This window comes from Rhodococcus sp. TAF43 (genome assembly GCF_052113525.1).
In the GTDB taxonomy this organism is placed as follows: domain Bacteria; phylum Actinomycetota; class Actinomycetes; order Mycobacteriales; family Mycobacteriaceae; genus Prescottella.
This window is the reverse complement of the sequence record NZ_JBFRDL010000015.1, coordinates 63,838-83,302: the sequence shown is the minus strand read 5'-3', so window position 1 is coordinate 83,302 and position 19,465 is coordinate 63,838. Positions and strand designations below refer to the sequence as shown.

At 68.0% G+C, this 19,465-nt stretch carries 17 protein-coding genes and 1 pseudogene; 12 read left to right on the top strand and 6 right to left on the bottom strand.

Going from position 1 to position 19,465, the window contains the following annotated elements; all coding sequences use genetic code 11:
* The 3 genes from AB4Z09_RS12770 to trmB all read right to left on the bottom strand — a co-directional run.
* Positions 1-2,072 (bottom strand): MMPL family transporter (locus AB4Z09_RS12770; RefSeq protein ID WP_442239846.1); only part of this gene is annotated, 2,072 nt, incomplete at its 3' end.
* A gap of 11 nt (positions 2,073-2,083) precedes the next feature.
* Positions 2,084-2,761: an NYN domain-containing protein gene (locus tag AB4Z09_RS12765; RefSeq protein ID WP_114723308.1), complete on the bottom strand. Its 678-nt coding sequence runs from the start codon at positions 2,759-2,761 to the stop codon at positions 2,084-2,086.
* The gene (gene trmB, locus AB4Z09_RS12760; RefSeq protein ID WP_442239849.1) at positions 2,761-3,552 is read right to left on the bottom strand and encodes a tRNA (guanosine(46)-N7)-methyltransferase TrmB; all 792 of its coding nucleotides are present in this window, start codon (positions 3,550-3,552) and stop codon (positions 2,761-2,763) included. Before trmB ends, AB4Z09_RS12765 begins: the two co-directional genes overlap by 1 nt.
* 162 nt (positions 3,553-3,714) lie before the next feature.
* Here trmB and AB4Z09_RS12755 point away from each other — a divergent pair, with 162 nt between their 5' ends.
* The 8 genes from AB4Z09_RS12755 (at position 3,715) to AB4Z09_RS12720 (ending at position 11,895) form a co-directional block, all read left to right on the top strand.
* A complete protein-coding gene (locus AB4Z09_RS12755) occupies positions 3,715-4,446 on the top strand; it encodes a hypothetical protein (RefSeq protein ID WP_442239845.1) in 732 nt (243 codons plus the stop codon).
* A complete protein-coding gene (locus tag AB4Z09_RS12750; protein WP_442239844.1) occupies positions 4,443-5,843 on the top strand; it encodes a hypothetical protein in 1,401 nt (466 codons plus the stop codon). The genes AB4Z09_RS12755 and AB4Z09_RS12750 overlap by 4 nt, the downstream gene beginning before the upstream one ends.
* Before the next feature lie 92 nt (positions 5,844-5,935).
* On the top strand, positions 5,936-6,241 hold the full coding sequence (locus AB4Z09_RS12745; protein ID WP_114723311.1) for a DUF6802 family protein: 306 nt from the start codon (positions 5,936-5,938) through the stop codon (positions 6,239-6,241).
* Positions 6,242-6,537: 296 nt separating this feature from the next.
* On the top strand, positions 6,538-8,367 hold the full coding sequence (locus AB4Z09_RS12740; RefSeq protein ID WP_114723312.1) for a phosphoenolpyruvate carboxykinase (GTP): 1,830 nt from the start codon (positions 6,538-6,540) through the stop codon (positions 8,365-8,367).
* 231 nt (positions 8,368-8,598) lie between these two features.
* Complete coding sequence (gene cysK, locus AB4Z09_RS12735) at positions 8,599-9,531, top strand: cysteine synthase A (protein WP_114723313.1); 933 nt, start codon at positions 8,599-8,601, stop codon at positions 9,529-9,531.
* A 5-nt stretch (positions 9,532-9,536) separates the two neighbouring features.
* A complete protein-coding gene (gene epsC, locus AB4Z09_RS12730) occupies positions 9,537-10,115 on the top strand; it encodes a serine O-acetyltransferase EpsC (protein ID WP_114723314.1) in 579 nt (192 codons plus the stop codon).
* Between the two features lie 171 nt (positions 10,116-10,286).
* Positions 10,287-11,141 (top strand): SDR family oxidoreductase, encoded by an 855-nt coding sequence (locus AB4Z09_RS12725; RefSeq protein ID WP_114723315.1) that lies wholly within the window; start codon positions 10,287-10,289, stop codon positions 11,139-11,141.
* Between the two features lie 136 nt (positions 11,142-11,277).
* On the top strand, positions 11,278-11,895 hold the full coding sequence (locus tag AB4Z09_RS12720) for a hypothetical protein (protein ID WP_254622651.1): 618 nt from the start codon (positions 11,278-11,280) through the stop codon (positions 11,893-11,895).
* Positions 11,896-11,928: 33 nt separating this feature from the next.
* Here AB4Z09_RS12720 and AB4Z09_RS12715 read toward each other — a convergent pair whose 3' ends face one another.
* The 3 genes from AB4Z09_RS12715 to AB4Z09_RS12705 all read right to left on the bottom strand — a co-directional run bounded on the left by AB4Z09_RS12715 (position 11,929) and on the right by AB4Z09_RS12705 (position 15,726).
* Positions 11,929-13,956 (bottom strand): APC family permease, encoded by a 2,028-nt coding sequence (locus tag AB4Z09_RS12715; protein ID WP_442239843.1) that lies wholly within the window; start codon positions 13,954-13,956, stop codon positions 11,929-11,931.
* 84 nt (positions 13,957-14,040) lie between these two features.
* Entirely contained in the window at positions 14,041-15,000 is a 960-nt protein-coding gene (locus tag AB4Z09_RS12710; RefSeq protein ID WP_442239842.1) for a cation diffusion facilitator family transporter, read from the bottom strand.
* A 33-nt stretch (positions 15,001-15,033) separates the two neighbouring features.
* On the bottom strand, positions 15,034-15,726 hold the full coding sequence (locus tag AB4Z09_RS12705) for an IclR family transcriptional regulator (protein WP_442239841.1): 693 nt from the start codon (positions 15,724-15,726) through the stop codon (positions 15,034-15,036).
* A gap of 100 nt (positions 15,727-15,826) precedes the next feature.
* Here AB4Z09_RS12705 and AB4Z09_RS12700 point away from each other — a divergent pair.
* The 4 genes and pseudogenes from AB4Z09_RS12700 to AB4Z09_RS12685 all read left to right on the top strand — a co-directional run.
* A pseudogene (locus tag AB4Z09_RS12700) lies at positions 15,827-16,522 on the top strand (styrene monooxygenase/indole monooxygenase family protein); the annotation flags it as partial.
* Between the two features lie 81 nt (positions 16,523-16,603).
* On the top strand, positions 16,604-17,071 hold the full coding sequence (locus tag AB4Z09_RS12695) for a hypothetical protein (protein ID WP_442239850.1): 468 nt from the start codon (positions 16,604-16,606) through the stop codon (positions 17,069-17,071).
* A 65-nt stretch (positions 17,072-17,136) separates the two neighbouring features.
* Complete coding sequence (locus AB4Z09_RS12690; RefSeq protein WP_442239840.1) at positions 17,137-18,051, top strand: helix-turn-helix domain-containing protein; 915 nt, start codon at positions 17,137-17,139, stop codon at positions 18,049-18,051.
* A 161-nt stretch (positions 18,052-18,212) separates the two neighbouring features.
* Positions 18,213-19,451: a styrene monooxygenase/indole monooxygenase family protein gene (locus AB4Z09_RS12685; RefSeq protein WP_114723321.1), complete on the top strand. Its 1,239-nt coding sequence runs from the start codon at positions 18,213-18,215 to the stop codon at positions 19,449-19,451.
* The last annotated feature ends 14 nt before the right edge of the window (positions 19,452-19,465 follow it).

The following is a 19,465-nucleotide window of genomic DNA, read 5'->3' as shown; positions in this document are numbered from 1 at the left end:
TCGCCGAGCAGCTTCATCACCGCCGGCACCAGGAACATGCGGATCAGGGTCGCGTCGATGACGAGCGCCGAGATCATGCCGTACGCGATGTACTTCATCATCACCAGCTCGGAGAATCCGAACGCGCCGGTGACGACGATCAGGATCAGGGCGGCCGCGGTGATGATCCGGCCGGTGTGCGCGGTGCCGATCCGGATGGCCTCGGTGGTGCTGGCGCCCTGCGATCTGGCCTCGACCATGCGGGAGAGCAGGAAGACCTCGTAGTCGATGGACAGGCCGTAGATGATCGCGACGATCAGCACCAGGACCGGGGACGTGATCGGTCCGGGCGTGAAGTTCAGCAGACCCGAGCCGTGGCCGTCGATGAAGATCCAGGTGAGGATGCCGAGCGTCGCGCCGAGGCCGAGCGCGCTCATCAGCACGGCCTTGATGGGCAGCACCAGCGAGCCGAATGCCAGGAACATCAGCAGCGTCGTGAGGGTCAGGACCGTGACGATCATGAGCGGCAGGTTGTCGAGCAGTGCGCTGATGCTGTCCTGCTCGATCGCCGGGGTGCCGCCGACGAGGACGTCCACGCCGTCCGGGATGTCCATCGCCCGCAGATAGTCGATGGTGGGGGCGGAGTCGTTGCGGTCGACCAGACCGGCCTTGAGGACCTGGACGCCGTCCTTCGCGGGGCCGGTGATCGAGAACTTCTCGACCAGGCCGGGCGCCCCGCTCGCGGTCTTGAGGATCTGTCCCACCTGGGTGCCGTCGGCGCCCTCGATGACCAGTTTCACCGGTTCGGTGCGGTTACCGGGGAACAGTTCGTCGAACTGTTCCTGCGCCATGCGCGTCGGGTTGTTCGTCGGGAGGTAGTCCTCGTTGATTCCGCCGAACTTGATGCCCGTCAGCGGGATGATCATGAGCAGCAACCCGACCACGATGGGGATCGTGACCTTGATCGGGTTGCGCATCACCCAGCGAGTGAGGCGGCCCCAGATGCTGGACTCGATCTCCTCGGTCGACTTGATCTGGCCGAACCGCTTGAGGCCGAACTTGTCGATCCGCCGGCCCAGGATGCTCAGGATCGCGGGCAGCACCGTGACCGAGGTGAACGCGGCCAGAAGCACCGTCGCGATCGCGCCGTACGCGACGGACTTGAGGAAGCCCTGCGGGAACAGGATCAGACCGCCGAGGCTGACCGCGATCATCGTCGCGGAGAACAGCACGGTGCGGCCCGCGGTCATGACGGTGCGGCGTACCGCGTCCTTGGTGTTGCGCCCGTCGCCGAGTTCCTCGCGGAAACGGCTGACGATGAACAGGCCGTAGTCGATCGCCAGACCCAACCCGATCAGTGAGACCACCGACGCGACGAACACGTTGATCTCGGCGAAGTGCGTGAACACCCGCACGATGCCGTTGGCGCTGAGGATTGTCAGACCACCGACTATCAGTGGCAGGGCAGCGGCGATGACACCACCGAACACGAAGAACAGCAGCACCCCCACCGCCGGGATTGCGATGAGCTCCATGCGTTTGAGGTCGTTGGCCATCGTGTCGTTGATGGCGCTCGCCACCGGCTGCATGCCGGCGAGCTGGACCTCGACCCCGTCGATGTGGAAGGCGTCCCGCACCTCACGGAAGTTGTTGGTGATCGCGGTGTCGTTGTCGCCCTTCAGCGCGACGCTGACGATCGCATGGGAGCGGTCCTCGGTGGCCAGAGCCGGCAGCCGCGGCGTGTTCGGCAACGTGAAGTAGCTGCCGTTGAACTTCGCGATCTCGTCGGGATGCTCCTGCACCAGTCGCTGCAGGCTGTCGGTGACCTTCGCAGTGAACTCCGGGTCGTCGACCGTCTTTCCCTCGGGGGCGGTGTACATCGCCACGACGTCACCGTTGGTGTCCCGGCCGAAGGTCCCGTCGGCGAGCTTGGCCGCCGCCACGGACTCCGAGCCGGGGTCGTCCCAGCCGCTCTGACTGAGGTGGTCACCGAGACCGGAACCGTAGGCGCCCAGCGCCAACAGTCCGGCCACCATCACTGCGATGACGGTGAAACGGGCTCGGTAGACCAGATCTCCCCAGCGAGCAAACACGTATGGACTCCTCAGCGCCCGACAAGCAGGGCGGAAAGCGGGCGGAACGGCTGCAACCAGGCGCCCTCGTCGGGCAGGGATTCCAGGCTGACCCGTGGCAGAGGCTCACGGAAGACACCCGGAATGTCCTCGAGATCGACGAAGTCCAGGATGTCGGACGAGACCGCCCAGCTGGCGTGCTCACGGAACCCGAGAACCTGCACCGGCACGCCGGTTGCTGCGATGTCCTCCAACGGCTCACGGAAGGCCTGTCCGTCGGCGGAAGCGACCATGACACCGGCCAGACCCTCACCACGGCGGAGCTCGATGTGGTGGAGCATGTCGGCATCGACGTCGCTGTCCTCCTCCACCTTCGGCTTGGCGAACACCGCGAAGCCCACATTACGCAAGGCCTCCACCCAGGGGCGGACAACATCCGCGCTACCAGGGGCGATGTTCGTGAAGACCGTCGCCTCGGGCTCGAGTACGGCAGTTTCGGTGGCGGAAAGCTCGGCGGTGCGGGAGAGCAACCAACGGCCCAGCGCGTCGAACCGCGGCCGGTACGCGGCCGTCGGGCGACCGCCGAGGATCGCGCCCAGGCCCATGTCGAGATTCGGGGCGTCCCAGACGAGAAGCACCCGCTTGTGACGGATGTCGCGGCCGTCGCCCTCAGGGGAATTGGTAGCCGTGCCCGGCGTGCTGAGACTCATTACTTGATCTTCCCCCAGATGAGTTCTGTAATGGCGCTTCCGACCTTGTGCGCCTTGTCCTCGAACTTCGTGACCGGTCGCTCGTGCGTCATCGGCGAYTCCCAATCGAGTTCGGTGAGGAGCGGCTCCGCGTTTCCGGCCTCGGCGATCGCCTCGGCGTACTCGGCGTGATCAGTTGCGACGTGCAGCACTCCACCCGGCTTCAAGCGGCTCGCGATCAGCGCGAACGTGGGCGCCTGCAGCAGCCGACGCTTGTGGTGGCGGGCCTTGGGCCACGGATCCGGGAAGAAGACACGGACGCCGGTCAGCGACTCGGGCGCGACCATGTTCTCGAGCACCTCGACGGCGTCGCCGCGCAGCACCCGGACGTTCGGGATCTCCTCGCGCTCGACCGTCTGCAGCAACTGCGCCAGACCCGGCCGGTAGACCTCCACCGCGATGAGGTTCACGTGCGGCTCCGCCTTGGCCATCGCGGCCGTCGCGGTGCCGGTCCCGGAACCGATCTCGATGATCAGCGGTGCCTCGCGGCCGAACCAGGCGGTGGTGTCGAGCAGGTCGTCGCCCACCTCGGCGCCGATCGTCGGCCACATCCGATCCCACGCGCCCTGCTGCGGGTCCGTCAGCGAACCGCGCCGGGACCGGAAGCTCGTCACCCGCGGGTACAGGCGCGACCCCCGCGACTCACCGGTCGTTTCCTCCGCAGCGGAGTCGGCAGCAGAGTTGTCGATGTCGTCGTGCGGGATCTCGGGTGCATCCTGATGGGCGTCGTTCACCCGACCATTGTCACGTATGTCCACGATCACGGGCCGACTCGGTCTGCAGATAATATGGACACTTTGGTCTGGTTCGGTGTCGGGGATGCCCCGAAATCCAGGCGTTCTCCCTGGTAGTCGGCGGTATTCTCGGCGGCGGAGGTCCCGGGCAGGGGAGTGGGTCGGGTGGGGGAGGTAACGGTGGGGAACGGAACTGTCGTGGAGCACAGGGCCGCGACGACAACGGAACTGGCGCAGCTCGGCCGGTTCGCCGCGGGTGTCGGCGGCGCGCCACTGCGTGCCCTGGACGACTACCGGGAACCGATTCGGATCCAGGTCGTCGGCCGTGCCGGTGCCGGACGCACCACCACCGTCGGCCTGCTCGAGCGGTCCGGGTTCACGGACGTGGCCGAGTCGACGGCCGTCGACGCCCCCGGATCGGCCGACCCCGACTTCGACGGCGACGTCGTCGTCTACCTGCTCGCCGGTGCTCCGCGCACGCCCGACGTCGAGGCGCTGCGGCGCGCGCCGCGCGATGTCACGGTCGCGATCCTCGGCAAGGCCGACATGCTCGGGTCCTGGGCGGTGGCGGTGCGGACGGCGATCGAGTGCACCGCCGAGACCGGGGTACCGACCGTGCCGATGGTGGCGGGGCCGGACCCGGACACTTCCGTCGGAGTCGACGACGTGGTGTCCGCCGTCGCCGACTGCGTCCGCAGCGCGCAGGCCGCGCGGACCCGGACGCTGCTTCGCGCGCTCGCCGAGGCCGCGGCCCGCGGGCCGCACCGGGACGCCGTCGAGCAGTACCTGCGCAGCGACGAGGCCGTCCACGCGGCGGCGCGGGCCGCCCGGTCGCTGCCCGACGGCCCGGCGAATCGGCGACGGGTCGAGTCGGCGCTCCGGCGGGCCCGCGTCCGCGAGGCCGTCCGGTGACCGAGGTCGGCGGGTTTCCACCCGACGCACAGCGGATCGTCGAGCGGTGGAACCCGGACGGACTGCGGGGATGGCGGGAGGATGCGTGGACCGGGATGCGATCCGTGCACGTGGTCGCGGTGCGCGGGATCGACCCGAGACCGGTCCTCGACGTCCTTGCACCGTTCGAGCCCGCGATCGACGCACCGGACGGCGCCGAGGTCGTGGTGATGGTGCTCGACGTGGCTTCGGTCCTGGGGCGGGACGAGCTCGCCGCGCTCGACGCGGCCGCGCACGACGTCGAACGCGTCGTCTTCGTGTCGACCGGCGCCGGCGAGCATCCGGACCGGGACTCGGTGCGGGAGCGGGACGAGGCGCTGCTGCGGGCGCACTCGATCAGATTCGCCGACGTCCGGGTCCTGTCCTCGCCGGATCTAATGACCGCGGCGGTGCGCGAGGCGCTCGCCGAGGACCCGGACACCACGGCCCAGCGCAACGCGCGCCGCGGAGCCGTCTCGCTGGTGGAACGGACGTGTCGACAGATCACCGGCACCGCGCGGGCCCTGCGTGACGGCAGCGACGAGGCCGCCGCCGCGCTGCGTGCGCGCAGGACCCGGCTCGCGATGGAGCGGGACGGGGGCCGGGCCGAGYGGCTCGGCCGGTTGCGCGCCGACGTCCAGCGCGCCCGCGTCGACCTGTTGCACGAGGCCGGCGGTCGGGTCCGGGCGGTGTCGGCGACGGCGCGGACGGAGATCGATCGTGCGGGACGCCGCGAACTGCAGGCCTTCCCGGAACGGATGGGCCACCTGGCCGCCGCAGCCACCGCCGAGCTCGACGCCGCGGTCGAGCGGCACCTCGGCGAGCTGGTCCGTCGGGCCGGGGTGTCCGATGTCCCGCCTGCGGACGCGGGTCGACCGGCGGCCGCGCCGTCGGGGCCGGAGCCGCGGCACCGCGGTGTCGAGGACGGGATGATGGTCGTCGTCGGCGCATCGGCCGGTGTGGGCCTGGGACGTCTCGCGGTGGCGCCGATCTCGATGGTGCCGGCGCTCGACATCGCGACCATCCCGATCGCTCTCATGCTCGGCGGCGCCGCGGCCTGGTGGCTGGCGCGGTCCCGCCGCCTGGTCGCGGACCGGGCACACCTGCGGCAGTGGGCGTCGGACACGACCGCGCAGCTGCGGGCCGAACTGGAGCAGCGCGTGTTGGGGCGGATCCTCGAGACCGAGGCCGCGGTGGGTGCCCGCATCGTCGCGGACAGTCGCGCCGCCACCGTCACCGTCGACGAGGAGTTGGCCGCCCTCGATGTCGAGGCCCGGCGTCTCGCGACGGAACGCAGCGGCCGGCTCGCGTCCTGCGAGCGGGACCACGCCGTCCTCCTGCGGGTGCTCGAGGGGTTCTCGGGGCTCGCGGGGCACTGAGGAACGCCGACGAACGCGGTGGAACCGAGTGGAGCGGCGGCGCGTCCAACGTCGTAGCCACAGTTGTAGTGGCACGACCAGCGGGAGGCATCATGATCACGACCGACGATGTGACGGGAAACCTGCCGGACGTCGATCTCGACTCGTTCGGGGCCGACTCGGGTGCGGTGCACCTGACCGGGCCTGCGCACGACATCGACGGCGACGGCATCCTCGACACCCAGACCTTCGAGGTCGACGACGCGATGATCGTCGCGAGCGACCTGGACGGCGACGGCGACGCCGACAACCTGACCATCGTCGGCGGCCACGGCGACTACTCGTCCTGGGAATTCCATCGGGACGCCGACGGCGGGGAGCGGTGGGAACGCACCGACGAGGGGACCCTCGGCGCGTAGCGAACGCGCAGGTCCGCTGCCGCGGCAGGATCCCGTCGTCGTCTGAATCGTTCCTGTGACCGAACCGACGACACCCGGTTCCCCCAACCTGGACGCGCGGCGTTAACCTCTATAGCTAGGACACCCGGCACCCGTGTCCTTCGTTCGTTGTCCACGGTGACGTACGTGAGCAGCAGCGGAGTGGGCGGGCTGCACCCCGCCGAGAGGGGGAAATCGGTTCGGCTTACCTCTCAGCCCCGTCATGTGCGGGGCTGACGTGGTTGGATCGGTTCCCGGCCCCACCCCAGGAGAGTTTGATGACCTCAGCGACCATCCCCGGTCTGAACGGAACTGACGGCACACCCCCCACTGAGCACAGCGAGCTGCTCGCCTGGGTGCAAGAGGTTGCCGAGCTGACCCAGCCCGACCGGGTCGTCTTCGCGGACGGCTCCGACGAGGAGTGGGAGCGCCTGACCGATCAGCTCGTCGAGGCCGGGACGTTCACCCGTCTCAACGAGGAGAAGAAGCCGAACTCGTTCCTCGGCAACTCCGACCCGTCCGACGTTGCGCGCGTCGAGTCCCGCACGTACATCTGCTCGAAGGAGCAGATCGACGCCGGCCCGACCAACAACTGGATGGACCCGACCGAGATGCGGGCCCTCATGACGGACCTGTACCGCGGCAGCATGCGCGGTCGCACCATGTACGTGGTGCCGTTCTGCATGGGTCCCCTCGGCGCCGACGACCCGAAGCTGGGCGTCGAGATCACCGACTCCGAGTACGTCGTCGTCTCGATGCGCATCATGACCCGCATGGGCAAGGCCGCGCTCGAGAAGATGGGCACCGACCGCCCGTTCGTGAAGGCGCTGCACTCGGTGGGCGCTCCGCTGGTGGGCGACGTCGCTGATGTTCCCTGGCCGTGCAACGACACCAAGTACATCACCCACTTCCCCGAGGACCGCGAGATCTGGAGCTACGGCTCCGGCTACGGCGGCAACGCTCTGCTGGGCAAGAAGTGCTACTCGCTGCGTATCGCCTCCGCGATGGCGCACGACGAGGGCTGGCTGGCCGAGCACATGCTGATCCTCAAGCTGATCTCGCCCGAGGACAAGGCCTACTACGTCGCCGCGGCATTCCCGTCGGCGTGTGGCAAGACCAACCTCGCGATGATCCAGCCGACCATCCCGGGCTGGCGTGCCGAGACCCTCGGTGACGACATCGCGTGGATGCGTTTCGGTGAGGACGGCCGTCTGTACGCCGTCAACCCGGAGTTCGGTTTCTTCGGCGTCGCGCCGGGCACCAACCACGGCTCCAACCCCAACGCCATGAAGACGGTCGAGGCGGGCAACACGCTGTACACCAACGTCGGCCTGACCGACGACGGTGACGTGTGGTGGGAGGGTCTGGAAGAGACACCTCAGCACCTCCTTGATTGGAAGGGCAACGACTGGACCCCCGAGTCCGGCACCAACGCTGCCCACCCGAACTCGCGTTACTGCACCCCGATGTCGCAGTGCCCGATCCTGGCCCCCGAGTGGGACGACCCGCAGGGTGTCCCGATCTCAGCGATCCTGTTCGGTGGACGTCGCAAGACCACGGTTCCGCTGGTCAGCGAGTCGTTCGACTGGCAGCACGGCACCTTCCTCGGTGCGACGCTGTCGTCCGAGCAGACCGCTGCCGCCGAGGGCAAGGTCGGCGCCGTGCGCCGCGACCCGATGGCGATGCTGCCGTTCCTCGGCTACAACGCCGGTGACTACCTGAACCACTGGATCAACCTCGGCAAGAACGCCGACTCGGAGAAGCTCCCCAAGATCTTCTACGTGAACTGGTTCCGTCGTGGCGACGACGGCCGCTTCCTGTGGCCCGGTTTCGGCGAGAACTCCCGCGTGCTGAAGTGGATCATCGACCGCATCGAGCACAAGGCCGACGCCGTCAGCACCCCGATCGGTTTCGTCCCGACCGCCGCCGACCTCACGCTCGACGGCCTGGACGTCGAGGCCGCGGATGTCGACGAGGCCCTGGCCGTGAACGTCGAGGAGTGGAAGGCCGAGATCCCGCTCATCGAGGAGTGGCTCGAGTTCCTCGGCGAGAAGGTGCCTTCGGGCGTCCGCGACGAGTTCGAGGCCCTGAAGCAGCGCCTGAGCTGATCCCCGTTTCGTAGCCGAATGTCACATTGGTTCAGTCCAACTGAACCGATGTGACATTCGGCGTTCAGGGGGTTGGCGGGTGTGGGCTCCACGTCGGCGCCCCAAGATGTCGTCGTGTGTATACGTTCGTACATGAGCGGACCCGATGGGATGCCCGTCGCGACGGGATGGTGCAATAACTCCAACCAGACAACGACCCGGCTGCCCGAGTGGCCGCGAGGAGGATTCGGCATGGGGATCTACGACAACGTCACCGAGCTGGTCGGGCGCACCCCGCTGGTGCGGCTGAACCGCCTCACCGAGGGCCTCGGCGCCCAGGTGGTTGCGAAGCTCGAGTTCTACAACCCCGCCAACAGCGTCAAGGACCGGATCGGTGTCGCGATCATCGACGCCGCCGAGCAGTCCGGTGAGCTGAAGCCCGGCGGCACCATCGTCGAGGGCACGTCCGGCAACACCGGCATCGCGCTCGCGATGGTCGGCGCGGCCCGCGGCTACAAGGTCATCCTCACGATGCCGGAGACGATGTCGACCGAGCGTCGCGTCATGCTGCGCGCGTTCGGCGCCGAGATCGTGCTCACGCCCGGCGCCGAGGGTATGGCCGGTGCGGTGAAGAAGGCCGAGGAACTGGTCGCGCAGAACGACAACGCCGTCCTGGCTCGCCAGTTCGCGAACGCCGCCAACCCGGCGATCCACGAGCGCACCACCGGCGAGGAGATCTGGGCCGACACCGCCGGCGAGGTCGACATCTTCGTCGCGGGCATCGGCACCGGTGGCACCCTGACCGGCGTCGGCCGCACCCTCCGGGCACACAAGCCGGACGTGCAGATCGTCGGCGTCGAGCCGGCCGACTCGCCGATCCTCAACGGCGGCCAGCCCGGACCGCACAAGATCCAGGGCATCGGCGCCAACTTCGTGCCCGAGGTCCTCGATCGCGAGATCTACGACGAGATCATCGACGTCGAGTTCGACGACGCCATCCGCGTCGCGCGCAGCCTCGGCACCGACGAGGGCATCCTCGGCGGCATCTCGGCGGGCGCGAACGTGTGGGCGGCCCTCGAGTTGGCGAAGCGTCCCGAGAACGCCGGAAAGATGATCGTCGTGGTGGTGCCCGACTTCGGCGAACGGTACATCTCCACCCCGCTGTTCGAGCACATCCGGGGCTGAGCACTGTGAGTGTCCTGCGCACCATCCGGGAGGATCTCCGGGCCGCACGAGGCCAGGATCCGGCCGCGCGCAGCGACGTCGAGAACGCCGTCGTGTACTCGGGTCTGCACGCCATCTGGTCGCATCGGGTGGCGCACCGCATGTGGGCCAAGCCCGCGCTGCGCGGCCCGGCTCGCATGCTGGCCCAGTTCACGCGGTTCCTCACCGGCATCGAGATCCATCCCGGTGCCACGATCGGGCGGCGGTTCTTCATCGACCACGGCATGGGCGTCGTGATCGGCGAGACCACCGAGATCGGCGACGACGTGATGATCTACCACGGCGTCACGCTCGGCGGGCGGTCGCTCGCGAAGACCAAGCGGCACCCCACGATCGGCAACCGCGTCACCATCGGCGCCGGCGCGAAGGTGCTGGGGCCGGTGGTGATCGGCGACGACAGCGCGATCGGCGCCAACGCCGTCGTCACCCGTGACGTCCCCGCCGACGCCATCGCGACGGGTATCCCGGCGTCGGTGCGGCAGCGCAAGAGCCACGAGCAACTGGTCGATCCGACGTCGTACATCGATCCGGCCATGTACATCTGAGCCCGGCCCCCTAGTTGAAGGGTCCCTCCGTGCGCTGGCAGCGCGTGAAGGGACCCTTCAGCTCTTTTCGGGCATGGTCGACGAGGTGGCGGCGTAGGGTGTCAAATTCATCGACGGCCTCGTCGGGGACGGTCCCCGGCGCCGATCGGCCGTTCCGGGGGAGTGTGCTGGATGGGTGTCTATGCCGTCACGGGTTCGGCGTCGGGTATGGGGCGCGCGGTCGTGGACAAGCTGACAGCGGCGGGACACACCGTCATCGGTGTCGACCTCTCCGCAGCCGAGGTGGTCGCCGATCTGTCCACTGTCGCGGGGCGCAGTCACGCTGTGCGGGAAGTGTTGTCGCGGGCGGGAGGCAGGCTCGACGGTGCGGTGCTCGCCGCCGGAGTGGGCCCGGCGCCCGGTGCCGACCGGCTTCCCCTTATCGGCGCGGTGAACTATCTGGGTGTCGTGGAATTGCTCGACGGGTGGCGCCCAGCGCTGGCGGCATCCGGCAGGGCCAAAGTGGTTGTGTTCGGTAGTAATTCGACGACGGTGACACCCGCGGTGCCGCGGCGCACCATTAACGCCTTCCTGTCCGCTGATGTGGACAGGGCGGTGCGGTCGGTGCGCTGGTTCGGCAAGGGCGCGGCACCGATCCTCTACGCCGGATCGAAAATCGCTGTCACCCGATGGGCCCGTCGGCACGCGACGGCCGAGCAGTGGGCTGGTGCCGGGATCCGGCTCAACGTCCTCGCTCCGGGTGCGATCATGACGCCGCTGCTCGAGGAGCAACTTGCGACACCTTCGGAGGCGAAGACGGTCCGACGATTCCCGGTGCCGGTCGGCGGCTTCGGCGACGCCGGCCAGCTCGGCGACTGGGTCGTGTTCATGCTGTCGGACGCGGCGGACTTCCTCTGCGGGAGTGTTGTTTTCGTCGACGGCGGATCGGACGCCTACTTCCGTGCCGACTCCTGGCCTCGACCGGTCCCGGTGACCCGCATAGTGCCCTACCTGACGCGGTTCCTGAGGTATCCCGGCTCCCGATGACCAACTGAAGGCTCTTTCGGTTCAGGTGCGGCGCAAAGCTCGTCGGTGACTGCGGCGTGGCACGATAGGGGGCCGATCTCGCCCCGGCTCAGCTGCGGCGACGACCGGGGTGTCGCATCGGAAACGGAGGAAACACGTGAAGCTTCGCAGGATGAAGAAGGTTGCGGTGGGGCTGGCTGCATCGACGGCGATGGTCGCCGGTCTGGCGCTGACCGGGACGGGTACGGCCGCCGCGGCCGACCGCTACGACGGGCCGGAGTTGAAGGTCGAGCAGGGTGACTTCGGGGGCAAGAACCTCGAACTCACGCTGACCAACCCGAAGAAGGCGGAGGGCGCGTTCAACGAGTCCAGCTGCACCTCGGCGTTGCTCGACGGCCAGCAGGGTCTCGAGGCCTTCGTCGCGTACAACAACAAGGACTTCGGCAAGCTCGTCCAGATCATGGCGTCGCCCGGGCTGCGTCTCGGCCCCGCGGCGAGCAACAACCTCCTCAACCCCGGACCGAATGCGAATACCAAGACCTTGCAGGTCGACAACGGTGTCTACATTTACCTCGGCACCTGCGGCGGGTGGGGTTCGGTCCTGAACCCGACCAACGTCGGTGTCTCGATGGTGCCGGTGATCGTTCCGGACGGCATCGGCAGTCTGTCGCCGGCGCTGTCCTTCGGTAGCACGGCGCTCGAGGCCGGCATCGACATCGCGAGCCTGCTGCCGCTGATCGGCTCGATCGGCGGAGCTGCCGGCGCGGCTAGCTAGAGCTGGTCGTCCGACGAATCCTGAAGGTGCCCGTCATTCGCCGACAGCGGGTGACGGGCCTCTTCCGCTTGTGCGGGTAGGTGGCGGGGGCGGTGCCCGGAGGACACCGGTGCGGTTGGAGGCGTCGAACGGGACGATGATCGCGACGGCGTGGGGGACGTCGCTGATGGCCTTGGCGATGTGTTCGGCGGTGCGGTCGTGGAGCACTCGGCCGAGGATCGAGCCGTAGATGCGGCGTGGCAGGAGCACGCTGATCTCGGTGCGGGGCGCGGTGGCGCGGGCGATCATCTCGAGGACCCCGTGGTAGAGGCGGCGGTCCGGGCATTCGATGAGCTCGAGTGGCACCACGAGGTCGCTGTTCTCCCACTGCCGTTTGAGGTTCGCGGCGCGGGCGCTGTCCAGGACGAAGTGCACGGCCCGCAGTTCGCTGGGGCGCAGGCTGCGTCCGTATCGCAGCGCTTCGATGGTGGCGAGGTCGAGGGCGTCGACCAGCACGATGACGATGTGGTGCGAGTACACGGCCTCGGTGTCGGCCTCGGCGTCGCCGAGTTCGCGTAGTTCGGCGGCCTCGTTGCGGTACTCGCGGTTGAGCCGGATCAGCAGCAGCACCATGATCGGGAACACGATCACCACCACCCACGCGCCCTCGGTGAACTTCGCGATCGCGAAGATCGCGACCACGATCAGCGACGTGATGCCGGCGGCCAGGTTGATGGCGATGCCGCGGCGCCAGCCCGGAGCGCGGGTCTTCTGGTGGTGCCGGGCCATGCCGAGGCCGGCCATCGTGAATCCGGTGAACACCCCGATCGCGTAGAACGGGACGAGCGCGTTGACCTTGGCGTCGGTCGCGATCAGGAGGACGATCGCGACCGCGGTGAGCACGATGATCGCGTTGGAGAACACCAGGCGGTGGCCGCGGCGCCGCAACTGCCGCGGCAGGAAGGCGTCGTCGGCGACGAAGCTGGCGAGGAACGGGAAGCCGTTGAAGCTGGTGTTCGCACCGGTGAACAGGATCAGCGCGGTCGCGATCTGCACCACCACGAACAGGACGTCGCCGAGCGTGCCCGAGCCGAAGACGATCCGCGCCTCCTGGCTGATCACCGACGGATATCCGGCGGCGTACGGGGTGGCGTGGGTGAGATAGGCGAGCAGGGAGACTCCCGAGACGAGGAACGCCAGGATGCACGCCATGATCACCAGCGCGCGCCGGGCGTTGGGGCCCTCCGGTTTCTGGAAGGCGCTGACGCCGTTGCTGATCGCCTCCAATCCGGTCAGCGACGTGCCGCCGTTCGCGAACGCGCGCAGGATCACCAGGACCGTGGCCCCCATGACCAGGCCGTCGGCGTGGTGCACCTCGACGGCGCCGTCGAGGGTGGTGGGGTCGATCCGGTCGAGGTTGCCGGTCAGGGCCTGGATCACCCCGACGACGATGACGATCCCGATCGACATCGCGAAGAAGTACATCGGGAACGCGAACGCGCGCCCCGCCTCCTTGAGGCCGCGCAGGTTGCCGTACGCGAGCAGCAGCACCGCGCCGACGGTGATCTCGAGGCTGTACGGGCCCAGCGCCGGGACCGCCGACACCACCGCCACCGTGCCGGCGGCGGACTGCACCGCGACGGTCACGACGTAGTCGATGAGCAGCGCGACCGCCGCGATCTGGGCGGTCTTGGGGCCGAAATTGTCCCGCGCGACGACGTACGAGCCGCCGGCGCGGGTGTAGAGCATGACCACCTGCCGGTACGACAGCGTCAGCAGGATCAGGATGACGAGGATGACGCCGGTGATCGGCAGCAGGATCGTGAACGCGGCCAGCGCTGCGTACGGCAGCAACTCGATGAGCACCTGCTCGGGGCCGTACGCGGACGACGAGATGCAGTCCGGCGACAACACACCCAGCGCGGTGGTCTTGGACAGCCGCTCCTGGTGCAGGCGCGCGGTGGTCAGCGGCGGACCGAGGAGACGACACTTGATCCGGTAACCGAGCCTCTCGGGCAGGACGGGCTCGAACGTTCCGCTCACCCCGGCGTCCCGAGGGGCCGAACTGGCGGGCGGGTCCATGGGTTCTCCAGGGTGCTCCAGGTCCGTATCGGCCGACGCTCCTTCAGTTCTACTCGCCTCGGATCGCGGATGGGACGCAGACGATCACACCGACAGACTCGGTTCCTCCGACGTCGAGAGTGTGAGCACGGCCTTCCGGACGGCGGCGGTCTCGGTCGTGATCCGGTTCTCGAGGTCGCGCAGGGTGTGCGCGACGCGGGACTCGGCGTAGTCGCCGATCAGGTCGACGCTGGCCACCAGATACACCTGGTGCGGTCCGAGGAATTCCATCCGCAGGTACGTCACGCGCTCCACCTCGGGATAGCCCAGCAGCTTCGCGACCGCCTGGCCGCGCAGTTCCGGGGTGCCGGGCTCGCCGACGAGGAACCGGCGGTTGCGGTCGAGCAGGACCAGCGCGATGACGCCGAGCAGCACGCCGACGGCGATGGACCCGATCGCGTCCGGGATCGGCGATCCGGTGAGCTGGTGGGCGAGCACGCCCGCGAACGCGATGACCAGGCCGATCAGCGCGGCCGCGTCCTCGGCGAACACCGCCCGGACCGTCGGATCCGACGTCAGCAGCGCGTGCTCGAGGACCTCGCGGTGGGCGTCGTACGCCTCGCCCCGCAACTGCTTGAACGCCTGCCGGAACGAGATGGCCTCGAGCACGAACGCGATCCCCAGCACCGCGTACGCGACGCCGAAGTCCGACGCCGGCGCCGGATTCACCAGTTCCTGGATGCCGTGGGTGATCGAGACTCCCGCGCCGACCGCGAACAGGCCGAGCGCGGCGAACAGCGACCAGATGTATGCCTCCCTGCCGAAGCCCAGGGGGTGTGCGCGGTCGGGGACCTTGCGGGCGCGGCGGTCGGCGACCAGCAGCAGGATCTCGTTGCCGGTGTCGGCCCACGAGTGCGTCGCCTCGGCGACCATCGACGCCGATCCGGTGAGCACCGCTGCCACCGACTTCGCCACTGCGATCAACGCATTCGCGACGAACGCAATGACGACGGTGAGGGTGCTCTCCCCGCCGGAGTCCGCATGCGAGGTCGGTGAGGTCGCCATCGCCTCAGGCTAGGCGCGAGTCACGGCCTGCGCTTATCGGTCGCCCTTGATTCCTAGTTGCCCGAGTTGATCGGCGGCCGCGATCAGAGCGGTCAGCGCGGATCCCCGGTCCACCGTTCCCGGGACGAAGACGACGCACAGGCTTCCCACACCGCCCTGCTCGAATTCGACCGGGACCGCGAGCATGCCCAGCCCGGGCAGCACTTCTCCGACGGTCCTGGCGTAGCCGGTCTCCCGGGCGAGGCCCACTTCGGGCCGTTCGTCCGGTGTCGGCGGGAGGGCCGCGAGGATGGCCAGTCCGGCCGCACCCTGATCCAACGGATGACGCATACCGTCGCGCAGGCTCACCGTGGCCGGGCGGTCTGATGCTGCCGACATCAGCACGAGGGCGTCGGTGTCGCGCCTGACCGCGAGATAGGCACTCGCCGGGACGGCGCGGGTGATCTGTCTCAGCGCCTTCTCCGCCAACGCGGTCAGGCCCCGATTCGACGCGGCACCGATGACGAGCGGGGTCAACCCGAGCTCGTACCGGCCGCTGTCGTCGCGCTGCAGATAGCCCCTGGCCTCGAGCGTCGTCAGCAGCCGGTACGCGATCGAGCGATGCAGCCCCAGCGAGGACGCCACATCACCCGCGGTACACGGCGCATTGTCTGCGACCCACTCCAGGACCGCGAGGCCGCGCTCGAGCGTCTGAGACGTGACACCCGACTTGTCGGTCTTTCCCACTCGGCCCCCTCCGGGCGATGTTGTGCGTCGCGTCACAGGGAGCGTACGATCGCACTCGATATTCGGGTTAGTGACTCGATATTAGAGCATGAGGTGATTGATGGGCATCGGCATCGTGGGTGGCGGTATCGCCGCGCTTCATCTGGCGTTGGCGCTGCAGAAGGCGCAGATCGATGCCGTCGTCTACACCGCTCGGGGCCACGGCGATCTGCCCGACGGGCCCCTGCTCAACACGGTTGTCCATCACAATCCGACCATCGCCAGGGACGAGTTCCTGGGAACGGATCGCTGGCCTGCCGATCGCTATGGCTACCGCCGGCACTTCCATCGCATCGGAGGAAGCGCCCCGGTCGAGTTCACGGGGGTCTTCAGGCGGCCCTCGTCGGCCGTCGACCACCGCCTGTACCTTCCGGCCCTGGCGGAGACTTTCCTTGATCGAGGAGGGCAGATCCGCACCGCCGCCGTCGGCGCACGAGATCTCTCCCGTCTCGCCTCGCAGCACGAACTGGTGGTTATCGCGTCGGGGAGGGGGCCACTGAGCGGGCTGTTCGATCGTCGAGCATCCCTGTCTCCAATACACGCGCCGCAGCGCCGCATCTGCGCGGGCCTGTACACCGGCATCGATCGACGTATCGAGGACGGAGTCGGGATCAGCCTCGCGCCCGACGTCGGTGAGTTGCTCGAGATCCCCATAATCACCCGACACGGTCGCGTCACCGCGCTGTTGTTCGAGAACCTCCCGGACACCGAGGCCGCCGCGCTCTCGGATATCCGTCCGACAGAGGATGGCGGTGGTCGATTCGCCCGCGCGGTACTGGATCTGCTCCGCGACCAGCACCCGATGACGTTCGAGCGTGTCGACGAATCAGACTTCGGATTGACCGATCCCCGGGACCTCCTGCAGGGCGGGGTCATTCCGGCATTTCGCGAGGACTACTTCGAAATCGAAGACGGCGTCTTCGCCTTGGCGTTGGGTGATGCGCACGTCGTCGTCGATCCGATCATGGGTCTGGGGGCGAACATTGCCGCCTACAGCGCCGGCGTCGTCGCCGACTGCATCATCGACAGCGGCGGCATCTTCGACGAGCTGTTCTGTGACCAGGTGGCCCGTGCGCGTGCAGAGGTGCTGATCGGCGCTTCGCAGTGGACCAATCTTATGTTGCAGCAGCACCCGCGTGTCTCGGATGTGATGCGGGCTGCAGCTCGAAACCCGATGTTGGCCAACGTCTTCACCGACAACTTCGACCATCCGGAGCGTCAGTGGAGGATCCTGGCAACGGACCGCCGCGCGGAACGCTTCATCGCCGCCGGGCCCGAGCCCGAGCCCGCACCGCCCGCCACCTGAAGGGACGAACCGCATTGTCCGGCTTATCCGCTTCCAATGCAGGATGCACCCTCGGAACCGACGGGGTGGCACCCGAACTGCGGGTCGATTGTTGGCGGGAGCTGGTTTCCCAACTCTATGTTCCTCTCAGCGCCGACACGACGTCGCCCGACTTCGGCGGCAACGTGCGGATGAGCACGCTCGGCGCGACCGTGGTCTCGCGCGTCACCGCCGGACCGCACACCGTGCACCGCAGCAAGGCGATGATCGCCGCGAGCGAGCGGGGGTACTACAAGCTCGGCCTGCAGCTCGAGGGGGACGCCGTCCTCTCCCAGGGTGATCGGCAGGTGGTCCTGCGTCCCGGCGACTTCGCCCTGTACGACACTGACAAGCCGTACTCGATGGCCTTCACCACCTCGACCGATATGGCGGTCTTCATGTTCCCGCGCGAGCGCCTGAGGGTGTCGCGTGCGGCGATGGATGCGATCCTGGCCCGCGGAGTCCGACGTGACGACGACCTCGGCACACTCGTCGGTCCGCTGCTGTCCCGGCTGATCCGCCAGACGTTCCGCGACGACAGCGCCCCCTCTGCGCTTCCGATGGCCGACGCGGTGGTGGATCTTCTGTCGGCGTTGCTGAACGACCAGTTCGGTGAACGCGAATGCCGCGGAGCCGACGCGCTGCTGATGGAGGCCAAGTGCTTCATCGACCAGAACCTCTCGGATCCGGATCTCTGTACCGATGCCGTCGCGGCGGCAGTTCACGTGTCCACCCGCTACCTCCAGAAGATCTTCTCCGCCGACGGTCAGTCGGTCGCGAAGTGGATTCGACAACGTCGACTCGAAGAGTGTCGACGCGACCTGATCTCGGACAGGGACGTTTCCTCGGTCAGTGCGGTCGGCGCCCGCTGGGGACTTCCTGACGGTGCGCACTTCAGCCGAGTCTTCAAGGGGCACTTCGGTGTCAGCCCCAGCGAACTGTACCGGTCCTCCGGGCGATAGCCGACCCGTCGGTGGTCCGAATGCCGCTCTGACGGTGTGCGCGAATCGTCAAGGACTGTTCCCTGCAAGCCATGACGACGCCCCGCTCTCACTGCGATCGTATGAACAGTAGGAGTTCGAATTCTCCTGCAGGACACCAGCTCGCAGAGGAGCACTCACGTATGCCGAACATCGGAATCATCGGCGCGGGTATCGGAGGCCTCCAATTGGGACTCCAGCTGCGCCAGCACGACATCCCGGTAACGATCTACACCGACAAGACCGCCAAGCAGATTGCGTCCGGACGCCTGCTCAACAGTGTGGCGCACCACGGACCGACGCTCGAGCGTGAACGTATGCTCGGCGTTCACTACTGGCCCGTCGAGATGTACGGGTACTCGTGCCACCACCACTACATCGGCGGTGATCAGCCCCTGTCGTTCAGCGGCGACTTCACCAACTGGTCGAGTGCGATCGACTACCGGCTCTACATTCCCCGACTCACCGAGGAATTCGAGAACCGTGGCGGCAAGATCGAGGTCCGCATGCTGCAGGCCGAGGACGTCGAACCCATCGCCGACCGGCACGATCTGATCGTCGTCGCGGCGGGTCGTGGAGCATTCGCGTCGATGTTCCCGCGGAGGCTGGAATACAGCCCGTACGACACACCGCAGCGACTACTCAGCGTTGGACTGTATCGAGGCATCGCGCAGTCGGAGCCGCGTGGTGTGACGATCAGCTCCTCGCCCGGCCATGGCGACCTGCTCGAGATCCCGATGTTCACCGAGGAGGGCTTCCTCACCGCGCTGCTGTTCGAGAACGTCCCCGGTGGCGACCTCGAAGTCCTGTCGAAGATGTCGTACGAGGACGATCCGACGACGTTCGACAAGACCGTCCTCGAAGCGCTCGCAAAGCATCACCCCACGACGTTCGAGCGCGTCGACCCGGCACAGTTCGGAGTGAACCGATCGATCGACCTGCTCCAGGGCGCGCTGGTGCCGACGGTCCGCGCCGACTACGCGCGACTCCCCGGCGGCAAGTTCGCGCTCGCGATCGGCGATGTCCACAGCGTCGTCGACCCGCTGCTGGGGCAAGGCGCCAACTCGGCGTCCCACTCCTCCTGGATCGCCGGCGAGGAGATCATCGAGGATCTCGGATTCGACGAGATCTTCTGCCGGCGCGTCGCATCGCGCCGGGCGGACGTCGTCCTCGGTGCCGCGCAGTGGACGAACATGATGCTGGCGCCGCCGGCCGACCATATCCAGCGGTTGTTCGCGGCGATGAGCGCCGACAAGGCCATCGCAGACGAATTCACGCACAACTTCGACCACCCCGATCGCCAGTGGCAGATCCTCGCCACCGCCGACCGCACGGACCGATTCCTGGCACGGCACGGAATCGCTTCCACGAGAACAGCGTAGAGAGGCCACGAAGC